Annotated in this window: 21 protein-coding genes; 18 read left to right on the top strand and 3 right to left on the bottom strand. The window is 63.3% G+C overall.

Going from position 1 to position 26,842, the window contains the following annotated elements:
* Positions 1 to 39: 39 nt before the first annotated feature.
* From H7A19_13335 to galU, 14 genes are all read left to right on the top strand, one after another.
* Complete coding sequence (locus H7A19_13335) at positions 40 to 579, top strand: glycine zipper 2TM domain-containing protein (GenBank protein MCP5475812.1); 540 nt, start codon at positions 40 to 42, stop codon at positions 577 to 579.
* Positions 580 to 863: 284 nt separating this feature from the next.
* Positions 864 to 1,946: a 3-phosphoserine/phosphohydroxythreonine transaminase gene (gene serC / locus H7A19_13330; GenBank protein ID MCP5475811.1), complete on the top strand. Its 1,083-nt coding sequence runs from the start codon at positions 864 to 866 to the stop codon at positions 1,944 to 1,946.
* Positions 1,947 to 1,963: 17 nt separating this feature from the next.
* Entirely contained in the window at positions 1,964 to 3,127 is a 1,164-nt protein-coding gene (locus H7A19_13325; GenBank protein MCP5475810.1) for a phosphoglycerate dehydrogenase, read from the top strand.
* Positions 3,128 to 3,172: 45 nt separating this feature from the next.
* Positions 3,173 to 4,276, top strand: a complete 1,104-nt coding sequence (gene pheA, locus H7A19_13320; protein MCP5475809.1) for a prephenate dehydratase — start codon at positions 3,173 to 3,175, stop codon at positions 4,274 to 4,276.
* Between the two features lie 35 nt (positions 4,277 to 4,311).
* Positions 4,312 to 5,442, top strand: a complete 1,131-nt coding sequence (locus tag H7A19_13315; GenBank protein ID MCP5475808.1) for a histidinol-phosphate transaminase — start codon at positions 4,312 to 4,314, stop codon at positions 5,440 to 5,442.
* Complete coding sequence (gene aroA / locus H7A19_13310) at positions 5,439 to 6,779, top strand: 3-phosphoshikimate 1-carboxyvinyltransferase (GenBank protein MCP5475807.1); 1,341 nt, start codon at positions 5,439 to 5,441, stop codon at positions 6,777 to 6,779. The genes H7A19_13315 and aroA overlap by 4 nt, the downstream gene beginning before the upstream one ends.
* 5 nt (positions 6,780 to 6,784) lie before the next feature.
* Entirely contained in the window at positions 6,785 to 7,465 is a 681-nt protein-coding gene (locus H7A19_13305; GenBank protein ID MCP5475806.1) for a (d)CMP kinase, read from the top strand.
* Positions 7,466 to 7,622: 157 nt separating this feature from the next.
* Entirely contained in the window at positions 7,623 to 9,287 is a 1,665-nt protein-coding gene (gene rpsA / locus H7A19_13300; GenBank protein ID MCP5475805.1) for a 30S ribosomal protein S1, read from the top strand.
* Between the two features lie 88 nt (positions 9,288 to 9,375).
* Complete coding sequence (locus H7A19_13295) at positions 9,376 to 9,699, top strand: integration host factor subunit beta (GenBank protein ID MCP5475804.1); 324 nt, start codon at positions 9,376 to 9,378, stop codon at positions 9,697 to 9,699.
* A gap of 14 nt (positions 9,700 to 9,713) precedes the next feature.
* A complete protein-coding gene (locus H7A19_13290; GenBank protein MCP5475803.1) occupies positions 9,714 to 9,953 on the top strand; it encodes a LapA family protein in 240 nt (79 codons plus the stop codon).
* A 6-nt stretch (positions 9,954 to 9,959) separates the two neighbouring features.
* Positions 9,960 to 11,129, top strand: a complete 1,170-nt coding sequence (gene lapB, locus H7A19_13285) for a lipopolysaccharide assembly protein LapB (protein MCP5475802.1) — start codon at positions 9,960 to 9,962, stop codon at positions 11,127 to 11,129.
* 7 nt (positions 11,130 to 11,136) lie between these two features.
* On the top strand, positions 11,137 to 12,162 hold the full coding sequence (locus H7A19_13280) for a glycosyl transferase family 4 (protein ID MCP5475801.1): 1,026 nt from the start codon (positions 11,137 to 11,139) through the stop codon (positions 12,160 to 12,162).
* Positions 12,159 to 14,048 (top strand): polysaccharide biosynthesis protein, encoded by a 1,890-nt coding sequence (locus H7A19_13275; GenBank protein ID MCP5475800.1) that lies wholly within the window; start codon positions 12,159 to 12,161, stop codon positions 14,046 to 14,048. The genes H7A19_13280 and H7A19_13275 overlap by 4 nt, the downstream gene beginning before the upstream one ends.
* Before the next feature lie 15 nt (positions 14,049 to 14,063).
* Entirely contained in the window at positions 14,064 to 14,957 is an 894-nt protein-coding gene (gene galU / locus H7A19_13270) for a UTP--glucose-1-phosphate uridylyltransferase GalU (protein MCP5475799.1), read from the top strand.
* A gap of 12 nt (positions 14,958 to 14,969) precedes the next feature.
* Here galU and sbcB read toward each other — a convergent pair whose 3' ends face one another.
* Together sbcB and H7A19_13260 are read right to left on the bottom strand one after the other, a co-directional pair.
* Positions 14,970 to 16,394, bottom strand: a complete 1,425-nt coding sequence (sbcB, locus tag H7A19_13265; GenBank protein MCP5475798.1) for an exodeoxyribonuclease I — start codon at positions 16,392 to 16,394, stop codon at positions 14,970 to 14,972.
* 257 nt (positions 16,395 to 16,651) lie between these two features.
* The gene (locus H7A19_13260) at positions 16,652 to 19,246 is read right to left on the bottom strand and encodes an EAL domain-containing protein (protein MCP5475797.1); all 2,595 of its coding nucleotides are present in this window, start codon (positions 19,244 to 19,246) and stop codon (positions 16,652 to 16,654) included.
* A 256-nt stretch (positions 19,247 to 19,502) separates the two neighbouring features.
* On the opposite strand from H7A19_13260, the gene H7A19_13255 reads away from it, so the two are divergent.
* The 4 genes from H7A19_13255 (at position 19,503) to H7A19_13240 (ending at position 25,836) form a co-directional block, all read left to right on the top strand.
* A complete protein-coding gene (locus H7A19_13255; GenBank protein ID MCP5475796.1) occupies positions 19,503 to 20,402 on the top strand; it encodes a YihY/virulence factor BrkB family protein in 900 nt (299 codons plus the stop codon).
* Positions 20,403 to 20,680: 278 nt separating this feature from the next.
* On the top strand, positions 20,681 to 22,084 hold the full coding sequence (locus H7A19_13250) for a hypothetical protein (protein MCP5475795.1): 1,404 nt from the start codon (positions 20,681 to 20,683) through the stop codon (positions 22,082 to 22,084).
* 66 nt (positions 22,085 to 22,150) lie between these two features.
* Positions 22,151 to 24,862, top strand: a complete 2,712-nt coding sequence (locus tag H7A19_13245; protein MCP5475794.1) for a serine/threonine protein kinase — start codon at positions 22,151 to 22,153, stop codon at positions 24,860 to 24,862.
* 56 nt (positions 24,863 to 24,918) lie between these two features.
* Entirely contained in the window at positions 24,919 to 25,836 is a 918-nt protein-coding gene (locus tag H7A19_13240; GenBank protein MCP5475793.1) for a GGDEF domain-containing protein, read from the top strand.
* Between the two features lie 22 nt (positions 25,837 to 25,858).
* On the opposite strand, the gene H7A19_13235 is transcribed toward H7A19_13240, so the two are convergent.
* The gene (locus tag H7A19_13235) at positions 25,859 to 26,812 is read right to left on the bottom strand and encodes an AraC family transcriptional regulator ligand-binding domain-containing protein (GenBank protein ID MCP5475792.1); all 954 of its coding nucleotides are present in this window, start codon (positions 26,810 to 26,812) and stop codon (positions 25,859 to 25,861) included.
* Positions 26,813 to 26,842: the final 30 nt, after the last annotated feature.

Below are 26,842 nucleotides of genomic sequence, written 5' to 3'. Positions count from 1 at the left end.
CGTCACGGAGATGCTCCGATGCGCAAGTCCTTTGTTTTGATGATTGCAGTTCTGGGTCTGCCGGCCATCGCTGGCGCTCAACCGCGGGACCGCCTGCCACCGCAGGGATATCCAGGGGACGAAAATGTGCGTCTGGTCTATGCCGACGTGCTGCGTGTGGATCCGATCTACGATGTCGTCCGCATCAATGAGCCGCGCGAAGAGTGCTACGACGCGGAAGTGACGCGCTCCAGCGGTCGTTATGAGAACACCACTACCGGTACCATCGTCGGTGCACTGGTTGGCGGCGCGCTCGGTAATCAGGTTGGCAAGGGTGATGGCCGCAAGGCTGCCACCATCGCCGGGGCCGTCATCGGCGCAGGCGTGGGCCGCGAAGTCGACGCCAACGACAACCCCTCGCGCAGCCGTCGCGGCGTGGAAACCCGCTGTCGGGTGGTCGAGAGCGGTTATGACGAGCGCCGCATCGTGGGTTACGACGTCGAGTACCGCTATCGCGGCGAAGTGTTCTTCTCCAGGCTGGGTTATGACCCGGGCGAGAAGCTGCGAGTGCGCGTGTCGGTCGAGCCGGCTGATCCCTAGGCGGCTGTCGGGCGCTGGTGGGTCCGGAGCAGAGTCTGGCCCACAGGTGCCGTAAAGAGCGTCCAGACAAGTCTGGACCTGTAGATTGCAGGTGGCCCCCGTACATGTCTGGACCTGCAACCGCACGTGGATCGCCCGTATCCGATGCGCTAGCGCATTGATACGAGCTCGGGCGCTTCGCGGGCAATTTCCTGAACCTGAGTGTATTCGAATACGCAAGCCTTCCGCCGCGTGCGGGGGCTGTCATATGCTGCGGCGCATCAAGCCCTGACAGGAGCGCGCCCATGAGCCGTGCCTACAACTTCAGCGCCGGTCCCGGCGCACTTCCCGAACCAGTGCTGCGTCAAGCACAGGAAGAAATGCTGGAATGGCGCGGGGCCCGCGCCTCGGTCATGGAAATCAGCCATCGCGACAAGGCTTTTGTCCAGCTGGCGGAAGCAGCCGAAGCCTCGCTGCGCGAGATCATGGCGATACCGGCCAACTACAAGGTGCTGTTCCTGCAGGGCGGTGCTACCGCCCAGTTCGCCTTGCTGCCGATGAATCTTGCGGCGCCGGATCAAGCCGCCGACTATGTGATCACCGGTGCCTGGGGCGAGAAGGCCTTCAAGGAAGCCAAGACCCTGTGCTCGGCGCGGACAGCGGCCAGCAGCGTCGACTCCAATTTCACCACCGTACCCGAGGTGTCGACCTGGGCGCTCAGTGACAACGCGGCCTATCTGCACGTCACCCCGAACGAGACCATCCACGGCGTCGAGTTCTACGACCTTCCGGAAAGTTCGGCGCCGGTACTGGCCGATGTCTCCAGCACCATCCTGTCGCGGCCCCTGGATGTCTCCCGCTACGGGGTGCTGTACGCCGGTGCGCAGAAGAACATCGGTCCTTCCGGCATCACCGTGATGATCGTCCGCGACGACCTGCTCGAACGCAAGCCGCGGCCGATGCCGCAGATCCTGAATTACAAGGCTCATGCGGACAACGGCTCGATGCTGAACACGCCGCCGACCTTCGGCTGGTACGTGGCGGCGCTGGTGTTCGACTGGGTCAAGAGCGAGGGCGGCCTGAAGGCGCTGGGTGAGCGCAACGAGCGCAAGGCCCAGGCCCTGTATGCCGCCATCGATGGTTCCGGCGGTTTCTATACCAACAAGGTCGATCCGCGTTACCGCTCCTGGATGAATGTGCCTTTCATTCTGGCCAACCCCGATCTGGACGGCGCCTTCCTCAAGGGTGCCGAAGCACAGGGTCTGCTGGGCCTGAAGGGTCATCGAGCGGTCGGTGGCATGCGCGCCAGTATCTACAACGCCATTTCCGAAGAAGCCGTCGGCGTCCTCATCGACTACATGCGCGAATTTCAGCGCAGCCACGGCTAATCAAGGAGTCAGCCCAGATGTTCAAGATCCGCACTTTCAACAAGATCTCGACCAGCGGCACCGAGCGCCTGCCCAAGGATCTGTATCAGATTGGCGACAAGCTCGAGAACCCGGATGCGATTCTGGTGCGCTCGGCTGATCTCCACAGCATCGAGGTCAATCCCGAGCTGAAGGCCGTGGCCCGAGCCGGCGCCGGCACCAACAACGTGCCGGTGACCCAGCTCAGCAAGCACGGCATCGTGGTTTTCAATGCGCCGGGCGCCAACGCCAACGCGGTCAAGGAACTGGTGCTGGCCGGCATGCTGATGGCGGTGCGCAATCTGCGCGAAGCCACCGAGTTCGTGCATGGCCTGGATGCGGCCGATCCGGAACTGGAGCACAAGGTCGAGGACGGCAAGAAGCGTTTTGTGGGCAGCGAAGTGGTCGGGCGCACCCTCGGCGTGGTCGGCCTTGGCGCCATCGGTGTGCGCGTGGCCAACGCGGCCAAGGGCATCGGCATGCGCGTCATCGGTTTTGACCCGCACATGACGGTCGAAGGCGCCTGGCAGCTCTCCAGCGATGTCGACAAGGCCGGCAGTCTGGGCGAATTGCTCGCCGCCTCGGATTTCATCTCGCTGCACGTGCCGCTCAACGCTGCGACCCGCGGCACCATCAACGCCACCGCGCTGGCCGGTGCCCGTGATGGACTGGTGCTGATGAACTTCGCCCGCGAAGGCGTGGTCGACGAAGAAGCCGTGATCGCCGCGCTCGACAGCGGCAAGCTCGGTCACTATGTCAGCGATTTTCCGACCCCGCGCACGATCGCCCATCCCAAGGTCATCGCTTTCCCGCATCTGGGGGCTTCGACCTCGGAAGCCGAGGAGAACTGCGCGATCATGGTTGCCGATCAGCTGCGCGACTATCTGGAAAACGGCAATGTGGTCAACGCCGTGAACTTCCCGAGCGTGCGCCTGGCCCGCGCCGGGGCTCAGCGCCTCACCGTCGCCAACCGCAATGTGCCGAACATGATCGGTCAGCTGTCGCAGCTGCTGGGCGGATCCGGTGCCAACATCACCCAGATGCACAATGCCTCGCGCGGTGAGCTGGCCTACAACATCCTCGATCTCGATCAGCCGATGACGCCGGAGTTGATTGAAGCGGTGAAGAAGATTGAAGGCATTCTGGCGGTTCGCGTACTGTAGTTTCGGGCCAGACCGAGAAATCTCTTGTCCGCCAAGGACCCGTCCATGCCGAAGCGAGCTGATCAGACACCCAAGATTTCGCTGCCGGAACTGCGCGAGCGCATTGATGCGGTCGACCGCCAGATCCAGGAACTGATCGGCGAGCGTGCCGGCTATGCCCGTCAGGTTGGTGTGGCCAAGGGACCGTTGAAGCAGGCCATCGATTACTACCGGCCCGAGCGCGAGGCCCAGGTGCTGCGGGCGATCGCTGACCGCAATCACGGTCCGCTGTCGAATGAAGAGCTGGTGCGGGTGTTTCGCGAGCTGATGTCGGCCTGCCTGGCGCAGCAGAATCCGCTGAAGATCGCGTATCTGGGACCGGAAGGTACCTTCAGTCAGACCGCCGTGCAGAAGCACTTCGGGCATTCGGTCATCGCCATTCCGATGGCCAGCATCGAGGAGGTCTTCGGCGAAGTCGAAAACAGCAACGCAGACTTCGGCGTGGTCCCGGTCGAGAATTCCACCGAAGGCGCGGTCCACCACACCTTCGACATGTTTCTGACCACGCCGCTGAAGATCTGCGGTGAAATCGAGCTGCGCGTGCATCAGAACCTGCTGTCGCGCGCCGCCGATCTGGAGCACATCGAACGGGTCTATTCGCACGCCCAGTCGCTGGCGCAGTGCCGCGGCTGGCTGCGGCGCCATTTGCCCAAGGCCGAGCGCATTGCCGTCAGCAGCAATGCCGAAGCGGCACGGAGGGCGCGCAATGCCGAAGACGCCGCGGCCATCGCCGGTTTGTCCGCAGCCCAGGTCTACGGGTTGAAGGTGCTGGCGCCCAACATCGAGGACAGGGACGACAACACGACCCGTTTCATGGTGCTGGGGCGAGAACTGTTTCCACCCAGCGGTCACGACAAGACCTCGCTGCTGCTGGCCGTCAAGGATCAACCCGGGGCGCTCTATCAACTGCTCACGCCGCTGGCGAAGCACGGCATCAGCATGACCCGGATCGAGTCGCGACCCGCGCGCGGCGCCAAGTGGGAATATGTGTTCTTCATCGATGTCGAGGGTCATGTCGAGAGCGGCGCCTTGCAGGCGGCGCTGGCCGACCTGGGCCCGGTGGCCGCGCAATTGAAGGTGCTGGGGGCCTACCCGGCAGCGATTGTCTGACTCGGCATCATTCACTACTCACCTCATTCAGGCCCATGATGCGTATCGAAGACCTCGCAGCGCCCGGCGTGCAGAAGCTCACCGCCTACGATCCCGGCTACGATCCAGAGACCATCCGTCGGATGCTCGGTCTGCCGCGCATGCTCGAACTGGGCTCCAACGAAAACGGATACGGGGCCAGTCCTGCGGTCACCGAACTGCTGCGCTCGCGCGATTTCGCCGATGCCATCCGCTATCCGGATGCCGCCGCGCGCAAGCTGCGCCAGGCCATCGCCGCGCGCTGGCAGGTCGATCCCGGCGCCATCACGCTCGGCAGTGGTTCGCACGAGCTGCTGGTGCTGATTGCCGAAACCTTTGTGGCTCCCGGGGACGAAGTGGTCTTTGCGCAGCACGGTTTTGCCGTGTTCAAGCTCGCCGCCATTGCCAGCGGTGGCCAGCCCGTGGAAGTGCCGGCGCTGCCGCGATCAGGTCTGCAACCGCTGGGGGCGGATCCCATCGCCATGACCGCCGCACTCGGTCCCCGAACCAAGCTGGTGTATCTGGCCAATCCCAACAACCCGACGGGGACCTGGTGGGACCGGGCCACATTGGCGCAATTCCTGGCCCAGGTGCCGCGGCATGCCGTGGTCGTCATCGACGAGGCCTATCGTGAGTACGTAGACGAGGCGGAAGTCCCCGATGCCTTGTCGCTGCAGGCGCTGCACCCGAATCTGGTGGTGACTCGGACCTTCTCTAAGGCCCATGGACTGGCGGCGATGCGGGTCGGCTACGCCATCAGCCATCCCGATCTGGCCGCGGTGCTGGAGCGCACGCGCCTGACTTTCAATGTCAACCTGTACGCCCAGGCGGCAGCCGCGGCGGCCATCGCCGATGTGGCCCATGTCGAGGACGTGCGCCGCAGCAATGCGGCAGAGCGCGCGTCGCTCAGTGCCGGCCTTCGGGCCCTGGGCCTGTTCGTGTTCCCGTCGCAGGGCAACTTCGTGCTGGTGGATTTCGAGCGCCCGGCCAAGGTCATCGAGGAGGCTCTGCTCAGGCGCGGAGCCATCGTCCGGCCGATGGGCGGCTACGGTTTACCGACCTGTTTGCGGATCACGGTGGGGCTGGCGCAGGAAAACAGCGAGTTTCTGGGCATTCTCGCCCAGGTGCTGCAGGAGGACCTGGCATGAGCGCTTCGTCGCGCGAGTTTCTGTGTCAGCCGTCGCGGCGGGTCCAGGGGTGCTTCAGCGTACCCGGTGACAAGTCGATCTCCCATCGGGCGGTCATGTTCGGCGCGCTCGCACAAGGCCGAACCGAGGTCAGCGGCTTCCTGCCCGGCGCCGACACCCTGGCGACCGCGCAGATCCTTCGCGATCTCGGCGTCACCATCGAGCGCACTGCAGCGACCGGGTTGCGGATCGATGGGGTAGGGTTGCACGGCCTCAGGCAAAGTGCCGCGGCGCTCGACTGCGGCAACGCCGGTACTGCGATGCGTCTGCTCACCGGCTTGCTCGCCGGCCAGCGCTTTGCCAGCACCCTGATCGGTGATGAATCGCTATCGCGTCGACCCATGCGCCGGGTCATCGACCCCTTGCTGCAGATGGGCGCGCGCATCGAGTGCACCACCGCCGGCACCGCGCCCCTGCAGATTCATGCCGTCGACGGATTGCGCGGCATCGACTATCGCTGCCCGGTGGCCAGCGCCCAGATCAAGTCCTGCGTGCTGCTCGCGGGTCTGTACGCCAGCGGTCCCACCGAGGTCACCGAACCCGCCGCCACCCGCGACTACACTGAGCGCATGTTGACCGCGCTGGGCGCCGATGTGTCCGTTGTAGGCAACCGGGTGCGCCTCAACCCGGGTCAAACGCTTCGCGCGCAGCCGATCGCTGTGCCGGGAGATTTTTCCTCCGCGGCCTTTTTTCTGGTTGCAGGCGCGATTGCGCCGGAGGGCGAACTGATCATCGAGAACGTCGGGCTCAATCCGCGCCGAACCGGCTTGTTGCTGACCCTGATCGACATGGGCGCCGACATCGAGATCCTCGATCAACGCGAGGTGGCGGGCGAACCGGTCGGGGATCTGCGCGTGCGCGCCAGCGCGCTGCGCGCCGTGGACGTGCCGATCGAGCGCGTGCCCGATATGATCGACGAATTCCCGGCCTTTGCCATTGCCGCCGCCTGTGCCGAGGGCACCAGCAGCGTCCGCGGCGCCCACGAGTTGCGGGTGAAGGAAAGCGACCGGATTGCGGCGATGGCCCGCGGCCTCGAGGCACTGGGCGTGCAGGTACAGGAATTCGACGACGGCATGGCCATAGAGGGCAGGGCACAGATGAGCGGTGGACATATCGACAGTCACGGAGATCACCGCATCGCCATGAGCTTCGCTGTAGCCGCGCTGCGTGCCACTGGCGTCATCCGCATACTCGACTGCGCCAACGTCGATACCAGCTTCCCGGGCTTCTCCGAACTGGCGACACTCGCCGGATTGTCCATGCAGGTCCGTGAGGGTAGTCCGGAGCTTTCAGCGTGAGTCCATTGCCACAGGCCGCACCGGTCATCACCATCGACGGGCCGAGCGGCTCGGGCAAGGGCACCATCAGCCGTGCCGTGGCTCGGGCGCTGGGCTGGCATTTCCTGGATTCGGGGGCGCTCTACCGGGCGGTCGGCGTTGCGGCGGTGCGCAGCGGTGCTGATCTGGCCGATGAGCAGGCGCTGGCCAGGCTGGCGCTGGATGCCGATATCCGCTTCGAGGACCGCATCGACTCCGAACCGCATGTCTGGCTGGGAGACGAGGACATCTCTGCAGATATCCGCACCGAGGAGGCCGGCCAGGCCGCTTCCAAAGTGGCCGCGCAGCCGGCCGTGAGGGCGGCGCTGCTGGCCAAGCAACGGGCTTTCCAGGTCGCACCCGGTCTGGTGGCCGATGGTCGGGACATGGGAACCATCGTGTTTCCCGAGGCCGAATTGAAAGTTTTCCTGACTGCCAGTGCGGCAGAACGTGCCCGGCGCCGCCATAAACAGTTGAGCGAAAAGGGAATAACGGCTATTCTACCGGCCCTCTTGCGCGAGATTGAAGAACGCGACCTGCGCGACCGAACCCGGTCCGTGGCGCCTCTGGTTCCCGCGCACGATGCCCGCACCATCGATTCGACTACCCAGTCCATCGATGATGTGGTTGCCATCGTGCTCGCCTGGGCGGCGCCTTTGAAGCGCTGACTTCGGCCTCGCAATGGGGGAACGGGCTCGAGAATTTCTCTCGGGATTCATAAACATACGCGGAGCAATCCGCACACTCGAAAGAGGGTGGAACGACGCTGACGCGGACCCGGATCCAAAGGGCTGCGGGCGTCTTTCCGATTTCCTGGAATCAACCATGACTGAAAGTTTTGCCGAACTGTTTGAACAGAGCGAGCGCATCAGCAAGCTCAAGCCCGGCGCCATTGTTACCGGCACGGTAGTGGAAATCCGCAGCGATGTCGTCATCGTCAATGCGGGTCTGAAGTCCGAGGGCGTGGTGCCCATCGAGCAATTCCGCAATGAGGCGGGCGAGCTCGAGGTGAGCGTTGGCGACGAGGTCAAGGTCGCCCTGGACGCACTGGAAGATGGTTTCGGCGAAACGCGGCTGTCGCGCGAGAAAGCCAAGCGCGCGATGGTGTGGGATGAGCTCGAAGAAGCTCAGACCAAGGATGAGACCGTGGTCGGTCGCATCAGTGGCAAGGTCAAGGGCGGCTTCACGGTCGACATCAAGGACATCCGCGCGTTCCTGCCGGGTTCCCTGGTCGACGTGCGTCCGGTCCGTGATCCGGTGTACCTGGAAGGCAAGGATCTCGAGTTCAAGATCATCAAGCTCGATCGCAAGCGCAACAACGTCGTGGTCTCCCGCCGTGCGGTGGTCGAGAGCGAGTTCAGCGTCGAGCGCGAGCAGTTGATGGAGAAGCTCAAGGAAGGCGCGGTGCTGAAGGGTGTGGTCAAGAACCTCACCGATTACGGCGCATTCGTCGACCTCGGCGGCATCGATGGCCTGCTGCACATCACCGACATGGCGTGGAAGCGCGTCCGTCACCCCTCCGAAGTGGTCAACGTCGGTGACGAGATCGATGTGCGCGTGCTGCGCTTCGACCGTGAGCGCAATCGCGTTTCGCTGGGTCTGAAGCAGCTGGGCGACGATCCGTGGGTGAACATCTCGCGTCGTTACCCGCAGGGTACCCGTCTGTTCGGCAAGGTCTCGAACGTCACCGAGTACGGTGCATTCGTCGAGCTGGAGCCGGGCGTCGAAGGTCTGGTGCACGTGTCCGAGATGGATTGGACCAACAAGAACGTCAACCCGGCCAAGATCGTGGCCATCGGCGACGAAACCGAAGTGACCGTGCTCGACATCGACGAAGAGCGTCGCCGCATTTCGCTCGGCATGAAGCAGTGCACGAGCAATCCGTGGGAAGCCTTCGCCGGCACCTTCAAGAAGGGTGACAAGGTCTCGGGCTCGATCAAGTCGATCACCGATTTCGGCATCTTCGTCGGCCTCGATGGCGGCATCGACGGACTGGTGCACCTGTCCGACATTTCCTGGAACGGCACCGGCGAAGACCTGGTCCGCAATTTCAAGAAGGGCGAGGAACTGGAGGCCGTGGTGCTGGCCGTCGATCCCGAGCGCGAGCGCATTTCGCTCGGCATCAAGCAGCTGGAGCAGGATCCCTTCGGCAGCTTCATGGCCAACAATCCGAAGGGCAGCATCGTTCACGGCATCGTTCGCGAAGTGGATGCCCGTGGCGTGACCGTGGACCTGGACGAGGGTGTCGAGGGCTATTTGCGCGCATCGGATATCGCCAAGGAGCGTGTGGACGACGCCACGCAGCACTACGCCGTGGGTGACAAGATCGAAGCCAAGTTCACGGGTCTCGATCGTCGTGGCCGTATCCTGCAGCTGTCGATCCGTGCCAAGGAAGACGACGAACTGGCCGATGCTCTGGAGGAGTACCACAACACCTCCATCGGCACGACCAAGCTCGGCGCGCTGCTCAAGGAACAGCTGAGCCGCTGATTTCTCTGGTATTGGTGGGGGCGGACGTGCGCCGCCCCCACTTTCAACGTAGTCTTGAAACTTCCCCGGGCTTGCTGGAGCAAAGATCGTGACCAAGTCGGAACTGATCCTGGCCTTGTCGGGTCGGCAAACGCATCTGGCACAACCGGATGTTGAGCTCGCGGTGAAATCTGTCATTGATCAGATGGCCGACTCCCTGTCCAGCGGCGAACGTATCGAAGTCCGCGGCTTTGGCAGTTTCTCCCTGCATTTCAGGCCGCCGCGCATGGGCCGGAACCCGAAGACGGGTGATGTGGTAGCGCTCTCGGGCAAATATGTCCCGCATTTCAAACCCGGCAAGGAATTACGCGAGCGGGTGAACGCCAGTGCCCAGAAGGTACCGGTGCCTGCGCCCAAGACTGCTCGGTCCTGACGAGGCGCAGCTGCTTGAAACTTGCGGCCAGAATCCTGCTCGGTGTGGTTTTGACCGCCATCGTCGTGTTTGCAGCTTTCAATCCGGCCCTGACCCAGATCGATGCCGTCGTCGGCGCCTTCACGTTGCCGCTGGGCGTGGCTTTGGTGGGGTTCTTCGCGCTCGGCAGTCTCGCTGGAGCCTTGGGCCTGTATCTGGCCGTGGTACTTGGGCTCAAGCGCGAATTGCGCCGCCAACGTCGATCGGGAAGCTGAACCATCATGGGCTGGGAAGTGCTGTGGCTGCTCTTGCCGATTGCAGCCTGGTCTGGCTATCTGGTGGGCCGACGAGGCAGCGAACGCAGCAGTGGTGAGCGCTTCTCCAAGTTCTCCCAGACCTATTTCAGCGGCCTCAACTATCTGCTGAACGAGCAGCCCGACAAGGCACTGGAAGTCTTTCTCAAGATTGCTGAACTCGATAGTGACACCTTCGAGACCCAGCTGGCCCTGGGCAATCTGTTCCGGCGTCGCGGTGAAACGGATCGCGCCATCCGCCTCCATCAAGATCTCTACAGCCGCCCCAAACTGTCCGCCGATCAGCGCACCATCGCTTTGCTGGAGTTGGGCGAGGATTACATGCGCGCCGGTTTGCTGGATCGCGCCGAAGCCTTGTACACCGATTTGCTGGCCATCGACCAGCATGCACCGACCGCACTGCGACATCTGATTTCCATCTACCAGCAGGAACGTGACTGGAACCGCGCCATCGAGATGGCGCAGCGCCTGCGCGCCGCCACTGGCGATGGCACCTCGCCGCTGGTGGCGCAGTTCTACTGCGAATTGGCGGAGCAGGCGCGGGCGCGCAAGGAACCCGAGGAAGCCCGCAAGCTGGCGCGCGAGGCTGTGGCGGTCGATGCCCGCTGCGTCCGTGCGCACATGCTGCTGGGACGTTTGGCGCTGGCAGACGGCGCCGATGAGGCTGCAATCCGCCATTTCGAGAAGGCCGCGGAGATCGACCCGGACTTTCTGTCCGAGATTCTCAGTGAACTGCTGGCAACCTACGAAAAACTGGGACGCAGCGATCGCGCACAGGCCTTTCTCGACCTGATGATGCAGCGTGATCGCGGCGTGGCCGCCTTGCTGGCGCGCAGTGCCATGATCGAGCGCAGCGATGGCCGCAGCGAGGCCGTCGGCTTCCTCGCCGACCGCCTGCATCAGCGTCCGTCGGTACGCGGTGTGCTCAAGGTCGTCGACCTGTCCTTTCCTTCCGAATCCGGTGAGCGCGCAGAGGCCATCGGCCTCATCCGCGAATTGCTCCATCGTCTGCTGGAACGCAAGGCTGGCTATCGCTGCAGCCGTTGCGGCTTCAGCCCGCGTGCCTTGCACTGGCAGTGTCCCAGTTGCAAGAGCTGGGGCAGCATCAAGCCGGTGCACGGCGTGCCGGGCGAGTGAACTGACCTTGAGCGCTGTGCTTGCCGCCTTGTTGGCTGCTGCGCCAGCCTGGATGCTGACCCGTCTGGCCCTGGCCTATGCGCAGGGCGCAGCCATGCATGATCAGCCGGGAGCCCGGCGCATGCACAGCGCTCCGACGGTGCGTGGGGCCGGACTGGGATTCGTACTCGTCATCACCGCCGTCTGGACCGGCCTCGGGCTGGCGCTGGGCGTGCAACATCCGCTGGGTCGCTGGGCGCTGGGCGGCGCCGCGGGTCTGGCCATCGTCGCCCTGATCAGCTGGCTCGATGATCGCCAGGGTCTGCCGGTGTGGCCGCGGCTGCTGGCGCATGCGACGGCAGCCGTGCTGCTGACCCTTGGCGCCTGGCCCGGGCTGGCCGCGCAACTGCCCTGGGTTCTGGTGCTGATCCTTCCCTTGATATTGATCATTCCAGCGATCAACTTCTGGAATTTCATGGATGGCATCAATGGTATGGCGGCAGTCCAGGCGGTGCTGGTGGCCACCATCATCGCCGCTCTGGCGTGGAAGGCGGGCGACTATCCCGCGGCCTGGTTTGCCGCCGTCGTGGCCGGATCGGTCTGCGCATTCTTGCCCTTCAACTTTCCCGACGCCCGCGCCTTCATGGGCGATGTCGGCAGCGCCAGTCTGGGATACATCGTCGCTGCGCTGGCCCTGATGCCCCTGGTTGATGCCGGACCGGTCTTGCCTGCGGCGCTGCTGCTGGCCGCTGCGGTGTTTCTCGATACCGGCCTGACCCTGGCCTGGCGCATGCTTCGTCGGCCCCCACGGCGATGGTACACTGCGCACCGCGAGCATCTGTATCAATGGCTTACGCGTGCTGGCTGGAGCCACACCCGGACCACTCTGAGCTATCTGGGATTCAGCGTGGGAATCTCGGCCTTGGTACTGCTCATCGGCCCCTTGCGACCCTTGCCCATGCTGATTGCTGCTGCTGTTGTCTATCTGTCAGGCGCCTTGCTCTGGCGCCTTGCGCGTGATTACGCCTTGCGCCGGGCGAGGGTGGGTTCATGAGCCGGGCCTTGCGCGCCTTTGTGGCCCTGATTCACCCGCGCAGTGCGGTGGTTGCGCACGATCTGGCGATGATTCTGATCGCCTGGTATCTGGCCAAGTCGATCCGCCTGAGCTTCGAGGCCGATACCTCGCTCAGCGTACTGACGTTGAGCGAAGTCGTGCTGGTACTGACGATTCAGGGAAGCATCTTCTGGTGGACCGGCCTGTACAAGGGCTTGTGGCGCTTTGCCAGTCTGCCCGATCTCTGGAACATCGTACGCGGCTCCATTCTCGGCGCCCTCACCGTGGGCCTCGCGCTGTTTCTCTACGACCGCCTGGGGAACGTGCCGCGCAGTGTATTGATCCTGTATCCGGTATTGATGTCGGTGCTGCTGGGCCTGCCGCGTCTGGCCTATCGCTTCTGGAAGGACAGTCGGCTCGATTTCTATGAGCGCAGCTCACGCAAGCGCGTGCTGGTGCTGGGCGCGGAGCGCGCCGGCGAGATGCTGGTGCGCGATCTCCGCGCCGAAGGCCAGTATCTGCCGGTGGGATTCCTTGACGACAATCGATTGCTGCGCGGCGCCCGCGTCCACGGCGTGCCGGTGCTGGGCCGGATCGAGGAACTGCGCGATCTGGCCCGCGAAGTGGCCGCGGACATGTTGTTGATTGCGATGCCCAGCGCCACGACTGCCGAAATGCGTCGCGTGGTGGAGCTGTGCGAAGAAACCGGGTTGCCATTCAGGACCGTGCCGCGCCTGCAGGACGTGGTCGCCGGGCGCTCAGCCTTCAATGAGCTCAAGGAAGTCGCGATCGAGGATCTACTCGGTCGCGAACCGGTGCAACTGGACTGGACGGCGATCCGTCAGGCGCTGTCCGGCAAGCGCGTGCTGGTCACCGGCGGCGGCGGCTCCATCGGTGCCGAGCTGTGCCGTCAGGTGGCGCGCCTCGGGGCCTCGGCACTCGGCATTCTGGAACAGTCCGAGTACAACCTGTACCAGATTGAACGGCAGCTGCGCCGCGAGTTTCCGGATATGGAACTGGATGCCGCGCTGGGTGATGTCTGCGACGCCGCCACCTGCAGGCACGTACTGGAGACTCTGCGCCCGCAAGTGGTGTTTCACGCCGCGGCCTACAAGCATGTGCCGCTGCTGCAGCAGCAGTTGCGCGAAGCTTTCCGCAACAATGTGCTTGGCACCCGGGCGATTGCGCTGGCCGCCGACGAGGCCGGCGTGGAGACCTTCGTGCTGATCTCCACCGACAAGGCCGTCAATCCGGCGAACGTGATGGGGGCGACCAAGCGCATCGCCGAGATCTTCTGCCAGAACCTGGCCAAGCGTTCGCGCACCTGCTATCTGACGGTGCGCTTCGGCAATGTGCTGGATTCCGCTGGCAGCGTGGTTCCGCTATTCCGTGAGCAGATTCGTCAGGGCGGGCCGGTGACCGTCACCCATCCCGAAATCAGCCGCTACTTCATGACCATCCCCGAGGCCTGCCAGCTGATCCTGCAGGCAGCGACGCTGGGGCAGGGCGGTGAGATCTTCGCGCTGGACATGGGTGAGCCGATCCAGATCCGCTATCTGGCCGAGCAGATGATTCGCCTGGCCGGAAAGCTGCCGGGACAGGATATCCAGATCGTGTACACCGGTTTGCGTGAAGGTGAAAAGCTGTTCGAGGAACTCTTCCACGAACACGAGAGCTATCAGCAGACCCGTCACCAGAAGATCTTTCTGGCGCAACATCGCGCCGTCAATCTCGACGAACTCACCCAGGCGCTGCATCAGGGCGATGCCGCCGTGCGGCGCTACGGTGTTGATGAGCTGCGTGAGATCCTGAACCGATTTGTGCCGGAGTTTTCCGGTCGGGTATCGTCCGACGACGAGAATGTGTTGCCGCTGCGGCGAGCCTGAACAGGGAGCTGATCGATGTCTGAGCGCTTGAAAACGGTGGTGTTTCCGGTCGCAGGTCTGGGCACTCGTTTCCTGCCGGCGACCAAGGTGGTGCCCAAGGAAATGTTGCCGGTGATGGACAAGCCGCTGATCCAGTGGGCGTCGGACGAGGCGGTTGAGGCTGGCGCCGACACCCTGGTCTTTGTGGTCAATCGCAACAAGCGTGCCATCAGTGATCACTACGACCAGGCTTTCGAACTGGAACAGCGCCTGGAACGCAGCAACAAACTGGAGTTGCTGCAGATCGTCCATGACGTGCTGCCCTCGCATGTGCGCCCGGTCTTTGTGCTCCAATCGGAAGCGCGCGGTTTGGGCCATGCCGTGCTGTGCGCGCAACCGGCGGTGGCTTCCGGCGCTTTTGGCGTGATTCTCCCCGATGACTTCATCATCAATCGTCAGGGCCCGGGCGCCCTCGCGCAGATGGCCGCGGTGCAGGCCCGTCAGGGCGGTAGCGTGGTGGCGGTGGAGCCAGTGGATTGGAAGGACACCGGCAAGTACGGCATCGTCTCCGGGACCGAACTGTCGCAGGGACTGATGCGGATCGACAGCATCGTCGAGAAGCCGCGGCCGGATGTGGCGCCCTCCAATCTCGCGGTAGTCGGACGCTACGTGCTCGATTCCCGAATCTTCAAACTCCTGGAGCAGACCCGGCCTGGCGCAGGAGGCGAGATCCAACTCACCGATGCGATTGCCGCGCTTCTGGGCGAGCAATCAGTCTGCGCCTACCGCTTTGACGGCGTGCGCTATGACTGTGGCACCAAGTTCGGTTACGTCCATGCCACGCTGAGACTGGCGCTGGATGATGCTGAAATCGGCGCTGACATGCGCCAGTTGCTGGCCGACTTGCACGAGGGTGCCACCAGCGACTGACCTGGCCCGCTGCTACGGCGGCCAGGGGATCTGCGCATGGTCGCAGAGTCGCTGCGCCCACTGGGTCAGTTCAATCGACAGCTCAGGATGTTGCGTCGAGATCTCACGGACAGCGGACAGATATGATTCCAGTGTGCCATCCGCGCTGATGAGACGATCCCGGCAATGGCGCAACCAGAGCTTGCGCTCGGGCTCGCTCAGCGTGGGCTCGTGGTGCCGTGCCCGGTAGCGGAATGCCAGCGCCTGCAGTCGCGGATCGGTGAAATTCTTCGACAATTCCTGCAGTCCTTCAGGCCGCTCGCCGCGCCAACGGGTGCATAGCGCGCGATCACCATCGGCCAGGAAGCCCGCATACAAGGCTTCGTCGGGATCCTGAACGGGGCGCTCACCGCGATCAAGCAGGGCATAGACCTGTTGCAGCTTGTGATCCAGCGCTGGCGCATCCTGAAGCTTGCGTGTGTGCAGATCCATGCGCTCGCGATCGAAAGCAATGCGCTGCAGATCCACCCCTTCCAGTACCGACAAGGGCGCCAGGAAGGGCGCTCGGTTGGCGTGCACCAGCTTCAGTCCCAGGGATACGTGGTCGGGATCGCTGGCCGGCTTCAGCAGCAAGTCGGCCAGTTTCTCGGCTGTCCATTGCAGCAGCGGCGCCGGATCCTGATAGGCGTCGACCACGATCACCTTGCCGCTCTGGCTGGGGTGCATGGCCAGCGGAACCACCTGGGCCAGACAGCCGCGTTCGGCCGGAAAACGTTGCGATACGTGCACCACCGGCGTGCGCTGCCGCCAGTCCAGCAGTTCCAGCACCCGCGCCTTGCGCCGCAGACCGAGCGCAAAACTCATCAGCCGGGGCTGCGATGCCCGGATCAGCCGCGCCAGTGCCAGCGTGGCCTCAACATCGGATAGAGCCGCGTGGGCATGCCGGTGGGGCAGGGCGTTGGCGGCACTCAGGTCACTCAGGCGAAAGCTGGGATGTCCATCCTCGCGTTTGGGCCAGTGTATGCCGGCTGGCCGCAGGGCCTGGGCAGCACGTGCCAGATCGATCAGATCGAATCGTGAATTGCCGTTGGCCCACTCGCGTTGATAGGGGTCGATGAAATTGCGCCAGAACAGGTAGCGGGTGATCTCGTCGTCGAAGCGCATGCTGTTGTAGCCCAGCACGCAGGTCTGCGGCGTGCCCATTTCGGCCAGCACGCGTTCGGCGAATTCCGGTTCCGTCAGACCCTCACGCCAGGCACTCTCGGGACCAATGCCGGTAATCACGCAAGCCTGGGGCTGGGGCAGGTAATCCAGGGTTGGCCGACAGCGAAAGGCCACCGGTTCGGCGATCGGCTCGAAGTCCTCATTGCTGCGCCAGCAGGCGAATTCAGCCGGGCGATCGACGCGGACGTTGGCGCCAAAGGTCTCGTAGTCGTGCCAGAGAAAGCTAGCCCGCACGTCTCACACCTGTTGCGGAAGATCGCGCAGTGCTTTGCGACTAGCGCAAGGCGCGACGACGAGGAATGGTGATTCCATGGCGAGGAGGAGCAATGCAGCGATAGTCGCAAAGAACGCGCGAGGGCCGCAAAGCGGGCAGATGCAAGCCGTACACTCTGCAGTTGCTGTGTGGCCACCGATTTGCCTTGCGCTGCAACGGAATCGCGGCATCTGCACGCGCAGGTGTGAGAAATGCGGGCCAGGCGTCGCAGCGGCCGTCATCCGGCCGCTGCCAGCGGGGGCAGGGCGGGCGCGCGCTTGGAACTGCGCGCGCGCAGGTAGCCTGTACGCAGATCCGAGGTCGGGCGTCCCACATAGTAGCCCTGGATGAAATCGACGCCGCAGGCGAGCAGGGCAGACAGCACCTGTGGCCGATCCACATACTCGGCCACGGTGCGTTTGCCCACCGAGTGAGCGATGTCATTGATGGCGGCAATCACGGCCCGATCCACCGGATCTTCGAGCAAGCCCTGGATGAAGGCGCCATCGATCTTCAGGAAATCCACGTCCAGATGCTTCAAATGCGTGAACGAGGAGAATCCGCAGCCGAAATCATCGAGTGCAAAACGGCATCCCAGGCCCCGCAGTTGCTGGATCAGTTCGCGCGCGGCGTCCAGATTGGTCACGGCCTTGGTTTCGGTGATCTCGAAGGTGACCAGTGAAGGATCTACGTTGAACTCTACCAGCTTGTCCATGACGAACCGGCCGATGCCGTTGGCACCCAGTGATTGCGCCGAGAGATTGATCGACAGGCCCACCAGATGTTCGGGATCAACTGCGTGGCTGTCGCGCAGCGCCTTGAGGGCGTTGTGTATCACCCAGCGATCGATGTCGAGCATCATGTTGTAACGCTCGGCCGTCGGCAGAAAGGCATTGGGAGCTACCAGTTCGCCGCTGGGTCCACGCATGCGCAAGAGCACTTCGTAGTAGATGCGGCGCGGCCTTGGTCCCTGGAAATGTCGCATCCAGAGCTCGCCCTCGGCATCCGGCAGGTCTTTCAGATCGACACTGGGTAGCGGCAGGATCGGCTGAAAGCACAGCACGAACAGATCGTCGCGGATCGCTTCTTCCAGTCGTGCCGACCAGTTCAGTTCCACGTCCATCGAAGCACGCTGATCGGTGTCGTAGGAATAGACATGGACCTGATTGCGGCCATGGTTCTTGGCGATATGGCAGGCAATGTCGGCATTGGCCATGGCCTCGGACGGCGACATCACATGCCGATCGAGCACGGCCACGCCAATACTGGCGGACAGCCGGTAGTGCTTGTCGCCATAGGAAAAGAGTTGTCCGGACAGGGCCTTGCGGAACTCATCGGCCACCAGCTCTGGATCCTGATGGGAATTGCGCAGAATCAGCGCGTATTCGTCGCCGCCCATGCGGGCGAGGGTGTCGTTCACCCGCAAGCGATTGCGCAATCGATGACTGGCCTCGACGAGCAGCTGATCGCCGGCCGCATGGCCGAGGGTGTCATTGATGTACTTGAAGCGATCGACGTCGACAAACAGCAGCAGACTGGTCTGATCGGAACGCCGCAGCCTGGCCACTTCCTGCTGCAGTTGTTGTTCGAAATGAGCGCGGTTGTGCAGCTTGGTGAGGGCGTCGTGGCTGGCCTGCCAACGCAGTTCCTCTTCCAGCAGGCGCCGCTGCGAGACGTCACGGAAGGCCACCACGGCGCCTTCGCGCTTGCCGTCGATATCGAGTGGATACACCGTGCATTCGACCGGTACCGAACGCCCGCTTTCATGCCAGAACACGGTCTGCCAGCCGCTCACCTGGTTGCCGTTCTCGTAGCACTGGCTCAGGAAGCAGGCCTGGCGCGGTATCCGGGTCTTGTCTTCGAAGGCGTAGTGGAAGCGATCGGCAGCCATCTCGCCGACAAAATCCACGTCGTGCGAGTAACCGAGGATATCCAGCGCTGCCGGATTGATGAACTGGATGACGCCCCGGGAATTGACGCCGTAAACACCTTCACCGACCGAGGTAAGGATGCCCTGCAGTCGCCGCCGCTCGTTGTCGATGGCCTTGCGGTCCAGCACCGTGCGAGACAGCGAGCGCATGCGCGCCAGAAACAGCTCGCGAGCCTCGGACTTGAACATGCACTCCACAGCGCCGGCACCCAGTGATTCGGTGATGACGCGGTCGGAGTAGGTGCCGGTGATGATCGCGGCGAGGATGCTCGCGGTCTCAGGCGCATCGCGCAGCTTCTTGACCAGCATGGCACCGTTGTCACCGGGCATGAAGTAGTCAACGATGGCGATGTCGTAGTCCTTGGCCTGAGCCTTGACCAGACCATCCTCGGCGCAGACCGCGGTATCCACCTGATAACCCTCGGCCGCCAGCAAGCGCTTGAAGGCGATGCGCACCGTCGGCGAATCGTCGACAAACAGCACCCGCAGCTGGCTGCTGTCGGAGCGGTCATCGGTCGCCGGCGCGCGTTGAATCGGATGGATCAGCTTGTTCAGCGCGTCCGGCGCATCAGAATAGTCAGACCACAGCAGCAAGGCCGTACTGGGACGCTTCATCAGCCAGTTGACGGCACCGGCGTCGGTGGAATCGGCCATGACCAGCACCGGCAGCGCAATCCAGTCGCGCGCGCGCAGCAAGGCAAAGACATCGTCCGCACGATGATCGGAGTATTCGGGCCAGCTCACCACCAGCGCAGCATAAGCTTCGCGCTCGATACTGCTGAGCGTGGACAAACCTTCGGCGTAGGTAGCGATGATCGCCACCTCGTAACCTTTCTGCGCGAGCATCGTCGACAGCGCCCGACGGCGCGTTGCCGATGCCTCGATCAACAGGACACGGTCCATCCCCCTGGTCCTCGATCTCTACCGATTGCGCTAAGCGTAGCCGCAAATGGGCTCGGGGAGAATCGTTGTCGTACCGCAGGCGCTGTTGGTGCCGAGTCTCAAGCCGTCGCTTGGATCATACAAGTGCGCCTAATGTGTATTATGTCAATTCAAGGATACACCACAGCGGACAAGCAGGCCGGCCTGTTCGAGCCCGCATCACCCACTCTGTTCATCGGATCGAACAATCTGCGCGATCCAAAGCCATACTGGAACCATGAACTTTCTGATCAGCACCTACCAAATCCTGCGCGATGCCGTCGGTTATTGGACTGCTGCACAGGCTTTCGTCTACGCCGCAGCGCTGGCCTTCTTCACGGTGTTCTCGATCGCACCGGTGGTGATCGTTGCCGTGGCCGTGGTCGGCGTGGTGCTGGGGCCCGAAGCCGCTTCGGGTCAGATCATGGCCGAGCTGCAGGACGCCATCGGTGTCCGGGCCGCGGAATTCGTTCAAGCGGCGGTGCTCAGCGCCAGAGTCGACACCAAAGGCACCTGGGCCACCGTGCTTGGGTTCTCCCTGATCCTGGTCGGCGCGACCACCGTGTTCACCCAGATGCAGAATGCCCTCAATGCCATCTGGGATGTCGCCCCCAAACCCGATCGAAGCGGCATTCTGCGACTGTTGCTCAGTCGCTTGCTGTCGCTGACTATCCTGCTGGCCATCGGCTTCGTGTTGCTGGTGTCGTTGTTGCTGAGTGTGGTGGTGCGCGCTGTCATCGTATTTGCCCAGGACTGGCTGCCGCTGAACGAACTGGTCCTCTTATGGGCTGATTTCGGCGTGTCACTGCTCATCGTCACGCTGCTCTTCGCGGCTATCTTCAGAGTGCTTCCGGAAGTTGTGCTGAGCTTTCGCGACGTACTGCTCGGTGCATTCATCACTGCCCTGCTCTTCACCCTGGGCCGCGCGCTGATCTCTGCCTATCTGGCGCGCTCTGCGGCAGCATCAGCTTACGGTGCGGCCGGGTCCTTGGTGATGTTGCTGATATGGGTCAACTACTCGTCGTGGATTCTGCTGTTCGGCGCTGCCTTCGTGCGCGCGCACCTGAAACATCGGGGCAAGCCTGTCGTTCCTCGGGCGACCGCGGTTCGGGTCCACCGCGTGCAGATTGAGGACTGAACGGCGAGGTGCAAACCTCGCCGGCCATTCAGATTCAAGGAGTTCGCAATCAAAGGACTCGTCCCAAGGGCGCCAGCTTTTCCTATCGACGCGGGATGCGCTCGCCGGGTGCATCAGCGCGGCATCCGGTGCCCTGCTCCCAGGGAGGCTCTACACAAGAAGCTCACATCTGCGATTGCCTTTCGTCGCTCAGGCGACTGGCGCAATTGATACACTGGCCTCGACGTCAGCCTGCGCCAGCGAGTCCATCGATGCATGAAATTCCCGAGCAGCTTCTTGTGAGCCGCACCCCGAGTTGCTTGCTGACAGCATTGACGCTGTGCGGCGCGATTCTGACGGGTGTGCCCACTGGTGCCAGCGCGCAGTGGTTGCGTTCACCCGGCACGAACAGCTCACTCAAGGCAGCCAGCGGTTTTGGTCCCCTGGTGTTCTGCGATGGATTGGAGACCAATGTGATCGGCTGCGCTGCCGGCACGCCGCCCGAACCGCCACCTCTGGTTCTGCTGGAACAGCTGTCGCCGCTGAGTGATCCCGCCAACGGCTCCACGTCGATTCAGTTCCGGGCTGGCTGGCCGCTGATCTTTCGTGCGTCCGTCAAAGGCGATGAGATGCAGGGTATAGGCAGAATGTATGGCGAACAGCGCTTTGAGGTGCGGAGCTGGGTTTTTGCCGAAGTCGGCCAGGGTGCCGCCATTGTCTTCGACAATCCAGATGGACAATGGTCATTTTCGGTGCCGCCGCCGCCGGTTCCGCGTGATGAGTTCATCCTCGATTTTTATCCCGATCCGGGCGATTTCTCCGGGGCCGTGGACAACATCGACAGCGCGCCGGACAGCCACGATCCCGCAACGCGCTTTGCCCTGAGGCCCGAGTTCGGCGGGCCTTTGCCCAAGGGCAACCCGGGTGGAGGCGCGCAGCAGACGCCAGTCGCGGACGGCGTCCAGTTTGGCGCAGATGACGATTTTCCGGGTCTGGTCGTCCTGTCCAATGTCGGCGTCGGTATCGTCATGACAGATCTGGCCAACGGCTGGACCCCGGTATTTCCCAGGCAAGCGCGGAATCTGGCCGGATTGACCAACGCGGTGGGCTACGAGTTGTCGGACACCTTGGGCAGAACCAGTATCACCTCGACCCTGATCGTGCCCCGTTTCCTGTTCTCGCACATCCGTATCCAGGATCCCTGTGTGGGTACCGTGACACTGAACAGCCTTGGCGAGCCGATCGACTGTAGCGGCGCGCAAGTCCAGCGAGTGGACGGTGGTCCACCAACGCCGTACGACAGCAGCACGCCGAATGATGAGTCGATCGTCGAACTACGTGCCTTCGTGGTGGCGCCGGTCTGGAACTCGGTCTCCAACCGGCTTGACTATCTGGACACCGTGGTGGACATGAACGGCGATGGCGTCGTCAGTGCCGTCGATGCCAGTCTGATGGGTCGCGAGGTGCTGTCGAACGAGATCGTGTTCAATTTCCGCCAGATTGGGTCCGATGTCTCGGTAGGACGGCTGACTCCCTATGCCCCGAGAAATTACTGTTACGCCATCGCCAGCGCCATCTATGGTGACGGTCGGCCCGCGGGCTCGGATTTCGACTATGACATCGACGGCAACGGCTACGACGCTATTGATGGACGAGGGATTTGTCCGGGCGGCGGCAGCGGCGTGACTCAACCGCCCCGATGAAGACGGCATGGCATTCGCAACCGCATTGAAGTGCTTGCCGGTGCAGCTTTTTCGAAGCGCCAGCCGATGACTGCAGCTCGCCCGCGCGGAAGCGGAAGTGTAGACGCGACCACCGATCTGGGTCTGGGTGCTGCTTCTGCCGAAGATCCCACGGTCCGTGGACGGGCGTCGGGCGATGATGGCGATGCCTCGGCGGAGCAGGAAACCGAACCCTGTCCGATGGTCACCGCCGTCAACCTGGACGCGCTGTCGACCGACGCAGGCAAGCCCACCAAGAAACTGGACGAGCTCCCGCCGCGGGAGGCTGACGATGAGCCGGCCTTCAAGCATCCCGAACAGATCGGCCCCTTCAGAATTCTGCGGCTGCTCGGCGAAGGCGGCATGGGTGCGGTCTATCTGGCCGAGCAGAGCGAGCCCGTCAAGCGTCAGGTCGCCCTGAAACTGGTGCATGCCAGTCTGCGCAGCCCGATGGCGCTGGCGAGATTCACCGCCGAACGCCAGGCCATGGCGCGGCTTTCGCACCCGAATGTGGCACAACTCTACGAGGCCGGTACCACCCGCGATGGCTTTCCCTACTTCGCGATGGAATACATGCCCGGCAAGGCTTTTGTCGATTACTGCAATCTGAAGCGTCTGGACATCCGCGAACGGGTGGCGATGTTCGTGCAGATCTGCCAGGGCGTGCACCACGCCCATCAAAAGGGATTGATCCACCGCGACCTCAAGCCCAGCAATCTGCTGGTGGCCGAAATCGACGGCCAGGCCGTGCCCAAGGTCATCGATTTCGGCATCGCCAAGGCGGTGGATCAGCCGCTGGGCGACGAGGCCGAACTCACCGGTGCTGGCGCCATCGGCACACCCTCCTACATGAGCCCCGAGGCCTTCGCGGCCAACTCGGATCTGGATACGCGCACCGACGTCTATTCGCTGGGCATCGTGCTTTATGAATTGCTGGTGGGTGTGCGCCCCCATGATGTCTCCGGCGCTGCCCTGGTCAAGCTCAATGCCAGCGGCCGCCGGCCTGAGTCCAAGCGATTGACCGTGCGCATTTCGGGGCTGGAGGAAACCCGGGTTCGGGCCATCGCCGAAGAACGGCGCATGAGCAAGAGTGAGCTGGCCGAGCACCTGCGCGCTGATCTGGACTGGATCGTGACCAAGGCCATCGCCGAGGATCGCGATCAGCGCTATGCCTCGGTGGCGGAACTGGCGGCCGATCTGAACCGCTTTCTGGCCAACCAGCCGGTGGAGGCCAGGCCCCCGACTTTCCGCTATCGCGCCGGCAAGTTCGTGCGCCGGCATCGGCTCGCGGTGGCTGCGGCGGCCATGGTGCTCGTGGCCTTGATTCTGGGCATCGTCGGCACCTCGGTCGGCATGATCAAGGCCGCCCGAGAAGCCGAGGCGGCGCGGCAGGTGTCGTCCTTTCTGACTCGGGTCTTTGAAGTTTCGGATCCCGGCGAGGCCCGGGGAAACACCGTCACTGCCCGTGAATTGCTGGATCAGGCCGCCCACCGCATCCAGGTCGAACTGCAGGATCAACCCATCGTCCGGGCGCGTCTGATGCGGACCATGGGCGGCGTCTATCAGAATCTCGGGCTCTATGCCGAAGCCGTGCCGCTGGAAGAGGCGGCACTGGCAGCGCGCCGCGCCGCACTCGGGGACCAGCACCCGGACGTGGGCCGCAGTCTCAACGCCCTCGGTACGCTGTACAACCGCGCAGGACGCTATCAGGAGGCCGAGCCCCTGCAGCGCCAGGCCGTCGCCATTCTGGAACGCAGCCTGGGACCGGCCAGTCCGGATCTGGCCGAAGCACGGATGCAGCTGGGCCTGACCTGCTTTCTGCTGGGAAAGTCTGACGAAGCGGAATCCCTGTACCGCAGTGCGCTGGCCATTCGCGAATCCGCCCTAGGCCCCGACCACCCGGATGTGGCCGCCAATCTCTCGCATCTGGGCTATCTGTTGAACAACCAGGAGCGCTACCAGGAAGCCGAGCCCTTTCTGTCGCGGGCGCTGAAGATCCGCGAATCGGCACTGGGTCCGGACCACTTCCTGGTGGCACTCAGCCTGGATCTGCTGGGCGATCTCTACGGCCGCGAGGGGCGCAATGCCGAGGCGCAGGCGCTGTATCTGCGCAGCCTGGCGATCAAGCGCAAGGTCTACGCGCCCGATCATCCATTGATCGCCGAGAGTCACTTCGCACTCGGCAATGTCTATGCGGCGCAGGGCAAGGCCGAGCAAGCCGCGCAGGAGCTACGCACCGGTCTCGCCATGGTCGAGACCTCACTGGGGCCTACCCACATCAGTCTCAGCCGCGGCTTGCAGAGTCTGGGCATGCTGCTTGCCAATCAGGGCCAGTGGCAGGAAGCCGAGGGTGTGTTCCGTCGGCTGGTGGCAGTTTACGAAGCTGCAGTCGGCCCCAGCCACCAGTGGGTGGGCGAGGCCCTGAACAACCTCGGCTGGGTCTTGAGTGACGGGCTGCAGCGTTACCCAGAGGCCGAGCTCGTGCTGCGCCGGGCCGTCGCCATCTTCCCCATGGATGGCAAACCCGGATTTGCCGGCGCCCTCGCCCGCTGGAGTCTGGCCAACTGCCTGCGCGACCAGAATCGCGCCGTGGATGCGTTGCCCTACTACGCCGAAGCTTTGGAGATCCTGGAAACCGCTGGCGGCTCCAAACGTCAGGACAATCCGCAATTGCCGGATTTGATTGCCGATTACGCGAAATCCCTGCGAGCCGCCGATCGCCCGGCCGACGCTGCAACGCTCGAATCGCGCGGCCTTTGAGTGCGGGCAGCTTTGCTACCATTGCCAGGCGAACCTGCCTTGTGGATTCTTCAGCCATGACTTCCGACCAGACCACATTCACCATTCCTGACGGCGGTCAGCTCGTGGACAACACGCTGTGGACCGCTTGTCTGGTGGTGGTGCGAGGGGCCGGCACCGGCAACAAGTTTCTGTTGCACAAGGACGAGATGATCATCGGCCGGGCCGACGATGTGGACGTGCGTCTGGCCAGAGCAGGCGTGTCCAGACGCCATGCCCTGGTCCGGCGTCTGAATGACGAGCAATTCGTGCTGGCTGACCTCGACAGCACCAACGGCACCTTCGTCAATTCACAGCAGATCGAGGAGGTCACGCTCAAGGATCAGGATCTGATCGGCATCGGCGACAGCCGCTTGAAGTTCATAGCCGCCGACAGTCCAGAACAGCCCTATTACGAAGAGCTTTACTGTCAGGCGCAACTGGACAAGGCACTGCAGATCTACAACAAGCACTATTTTCTGAGCCGCATGGATGAGGAACTGCGGCGGCATCAGCGCGGCAATGCGCCGCTGTCGCTGATCCTGCTGGATGTGGATCATTTCAAGCGGCTCAACGATACCCACGGTCATCTGGCCGGCGACGCCGCCCTGGTGCATCTGGCTGTCGTCATCAAGGAGCACATCCGCGAAGGTGACGTGCTCTGCCGCTACGGCGGCGAGGAGTTCGGCATCATCATGCCGCAGACAGACCAGCAGCAGGCGCAATCGATGGCGGAGAGAATTCGTGAAGCAGTGGCCGCGGCACCAGTGGCCTACGCCAACACCGTGATTCCCATGACCATCAGTCTGGGCATCAGCGGCGACAGCAATCTGGTCGAGTCATATACCCGCGAGGTACTGATCACGCAGGCCGATAACGCGCTGTATGAGGCCAAGCATCAGGGCAGGAATCGGGTGGTGCTGTTCACCCCGGCGATGCTCTCCAGGCAAGCCTGAGTCGCGTTCAATTGCCTCTCGGTCAGGCCGGCATTCCGGCCTGTTCGGTGCTTCGATAGGCACCTGGGGTCGCACCCGTCCATTGCTTGAAGGCGCGGGTGAAGGAGTTGCCATCGCGGTAACCGAGCAGGTAGGCAATCTCGCCGAGACTCATCGATGAGCGCGCCAGATAGTGGTGAGCCAACTCTCTGCGGGTGTGATTGAGCACATCCTGGTAGTTCACCGATTCCCGTTGCAGAAGCCGCTGCAGGCTGCGCGGGCTGATCGCCAACCGCCTTGCCGCCTCTTCGATGGAGCTCAGGCCAGCTGGAAGCATGGCCAGCAATACCGCATGAATGCGTTCGCTGATGCTGGCAGTGGCATCGACATCCGATAGCCGCCGACGCAGGTTGGTTTCGAAGAACCGCCACATGGTGGTGTCCTCGGTCAGGAAAGGCCGCCTTGCATCGTCAGCGGCGAAGCTGACGCAGGCGGTGGCACCCAGGACCGGGGTAGTTCCGAAGAAATGCTCGTAGGGCTGGATGTCAGGCGGCAATTCGGTGAGCTGAACGCTCATCGGGTGGATGCGCTGGCGCGTCGCCAAGCGGGCCAGCTGCGTCAGGAACACCAGTTCCGTGGCCTCCAGACTACGAGGCAAGCGTCCGTCGTGGCCGTAGCAGCCGATCTCGGCGCGGGTATGGCTGCGGTGCAACTCCACGCTCAGCGTCAGCGGCCCGATCAGGCGTTTGAACGCCGACAGCCGTTGCAAGGCCTGATTGAGGTTGGCACTGCAGAGACAGGCGAAGATCGGCGGCGAGAAAGTCTCAACCGACAGCGTGCGAGCGATCAGCAGTGGCAGCTCCTGATCGGCGGCGGCCTGTTCCAACCCTCGCCAGAGGTCGAAATACTGGGCGGCACTCAGACTGGCTTCCGCACGCGCGAACAGATCCGCCGGCAACCCGGCCAGCGTGAGTACTGTTGCCGGGCTCAGTCCCATGTCACGAATGAGCAACGCCCAGCCGCGGGC

Source organism: Rhodanobacteraceae bacterium (assembly GCA_024234055.1).
Taxonomy (GTDB): Bacteria; Pseudomonadota; Gammaproteobacteria; order Xanthomonadales; family SZUA-5; genus JADKFD01.
This window is presented reverse-complemented; position numbering and strand designations above follow the sequence as displayed.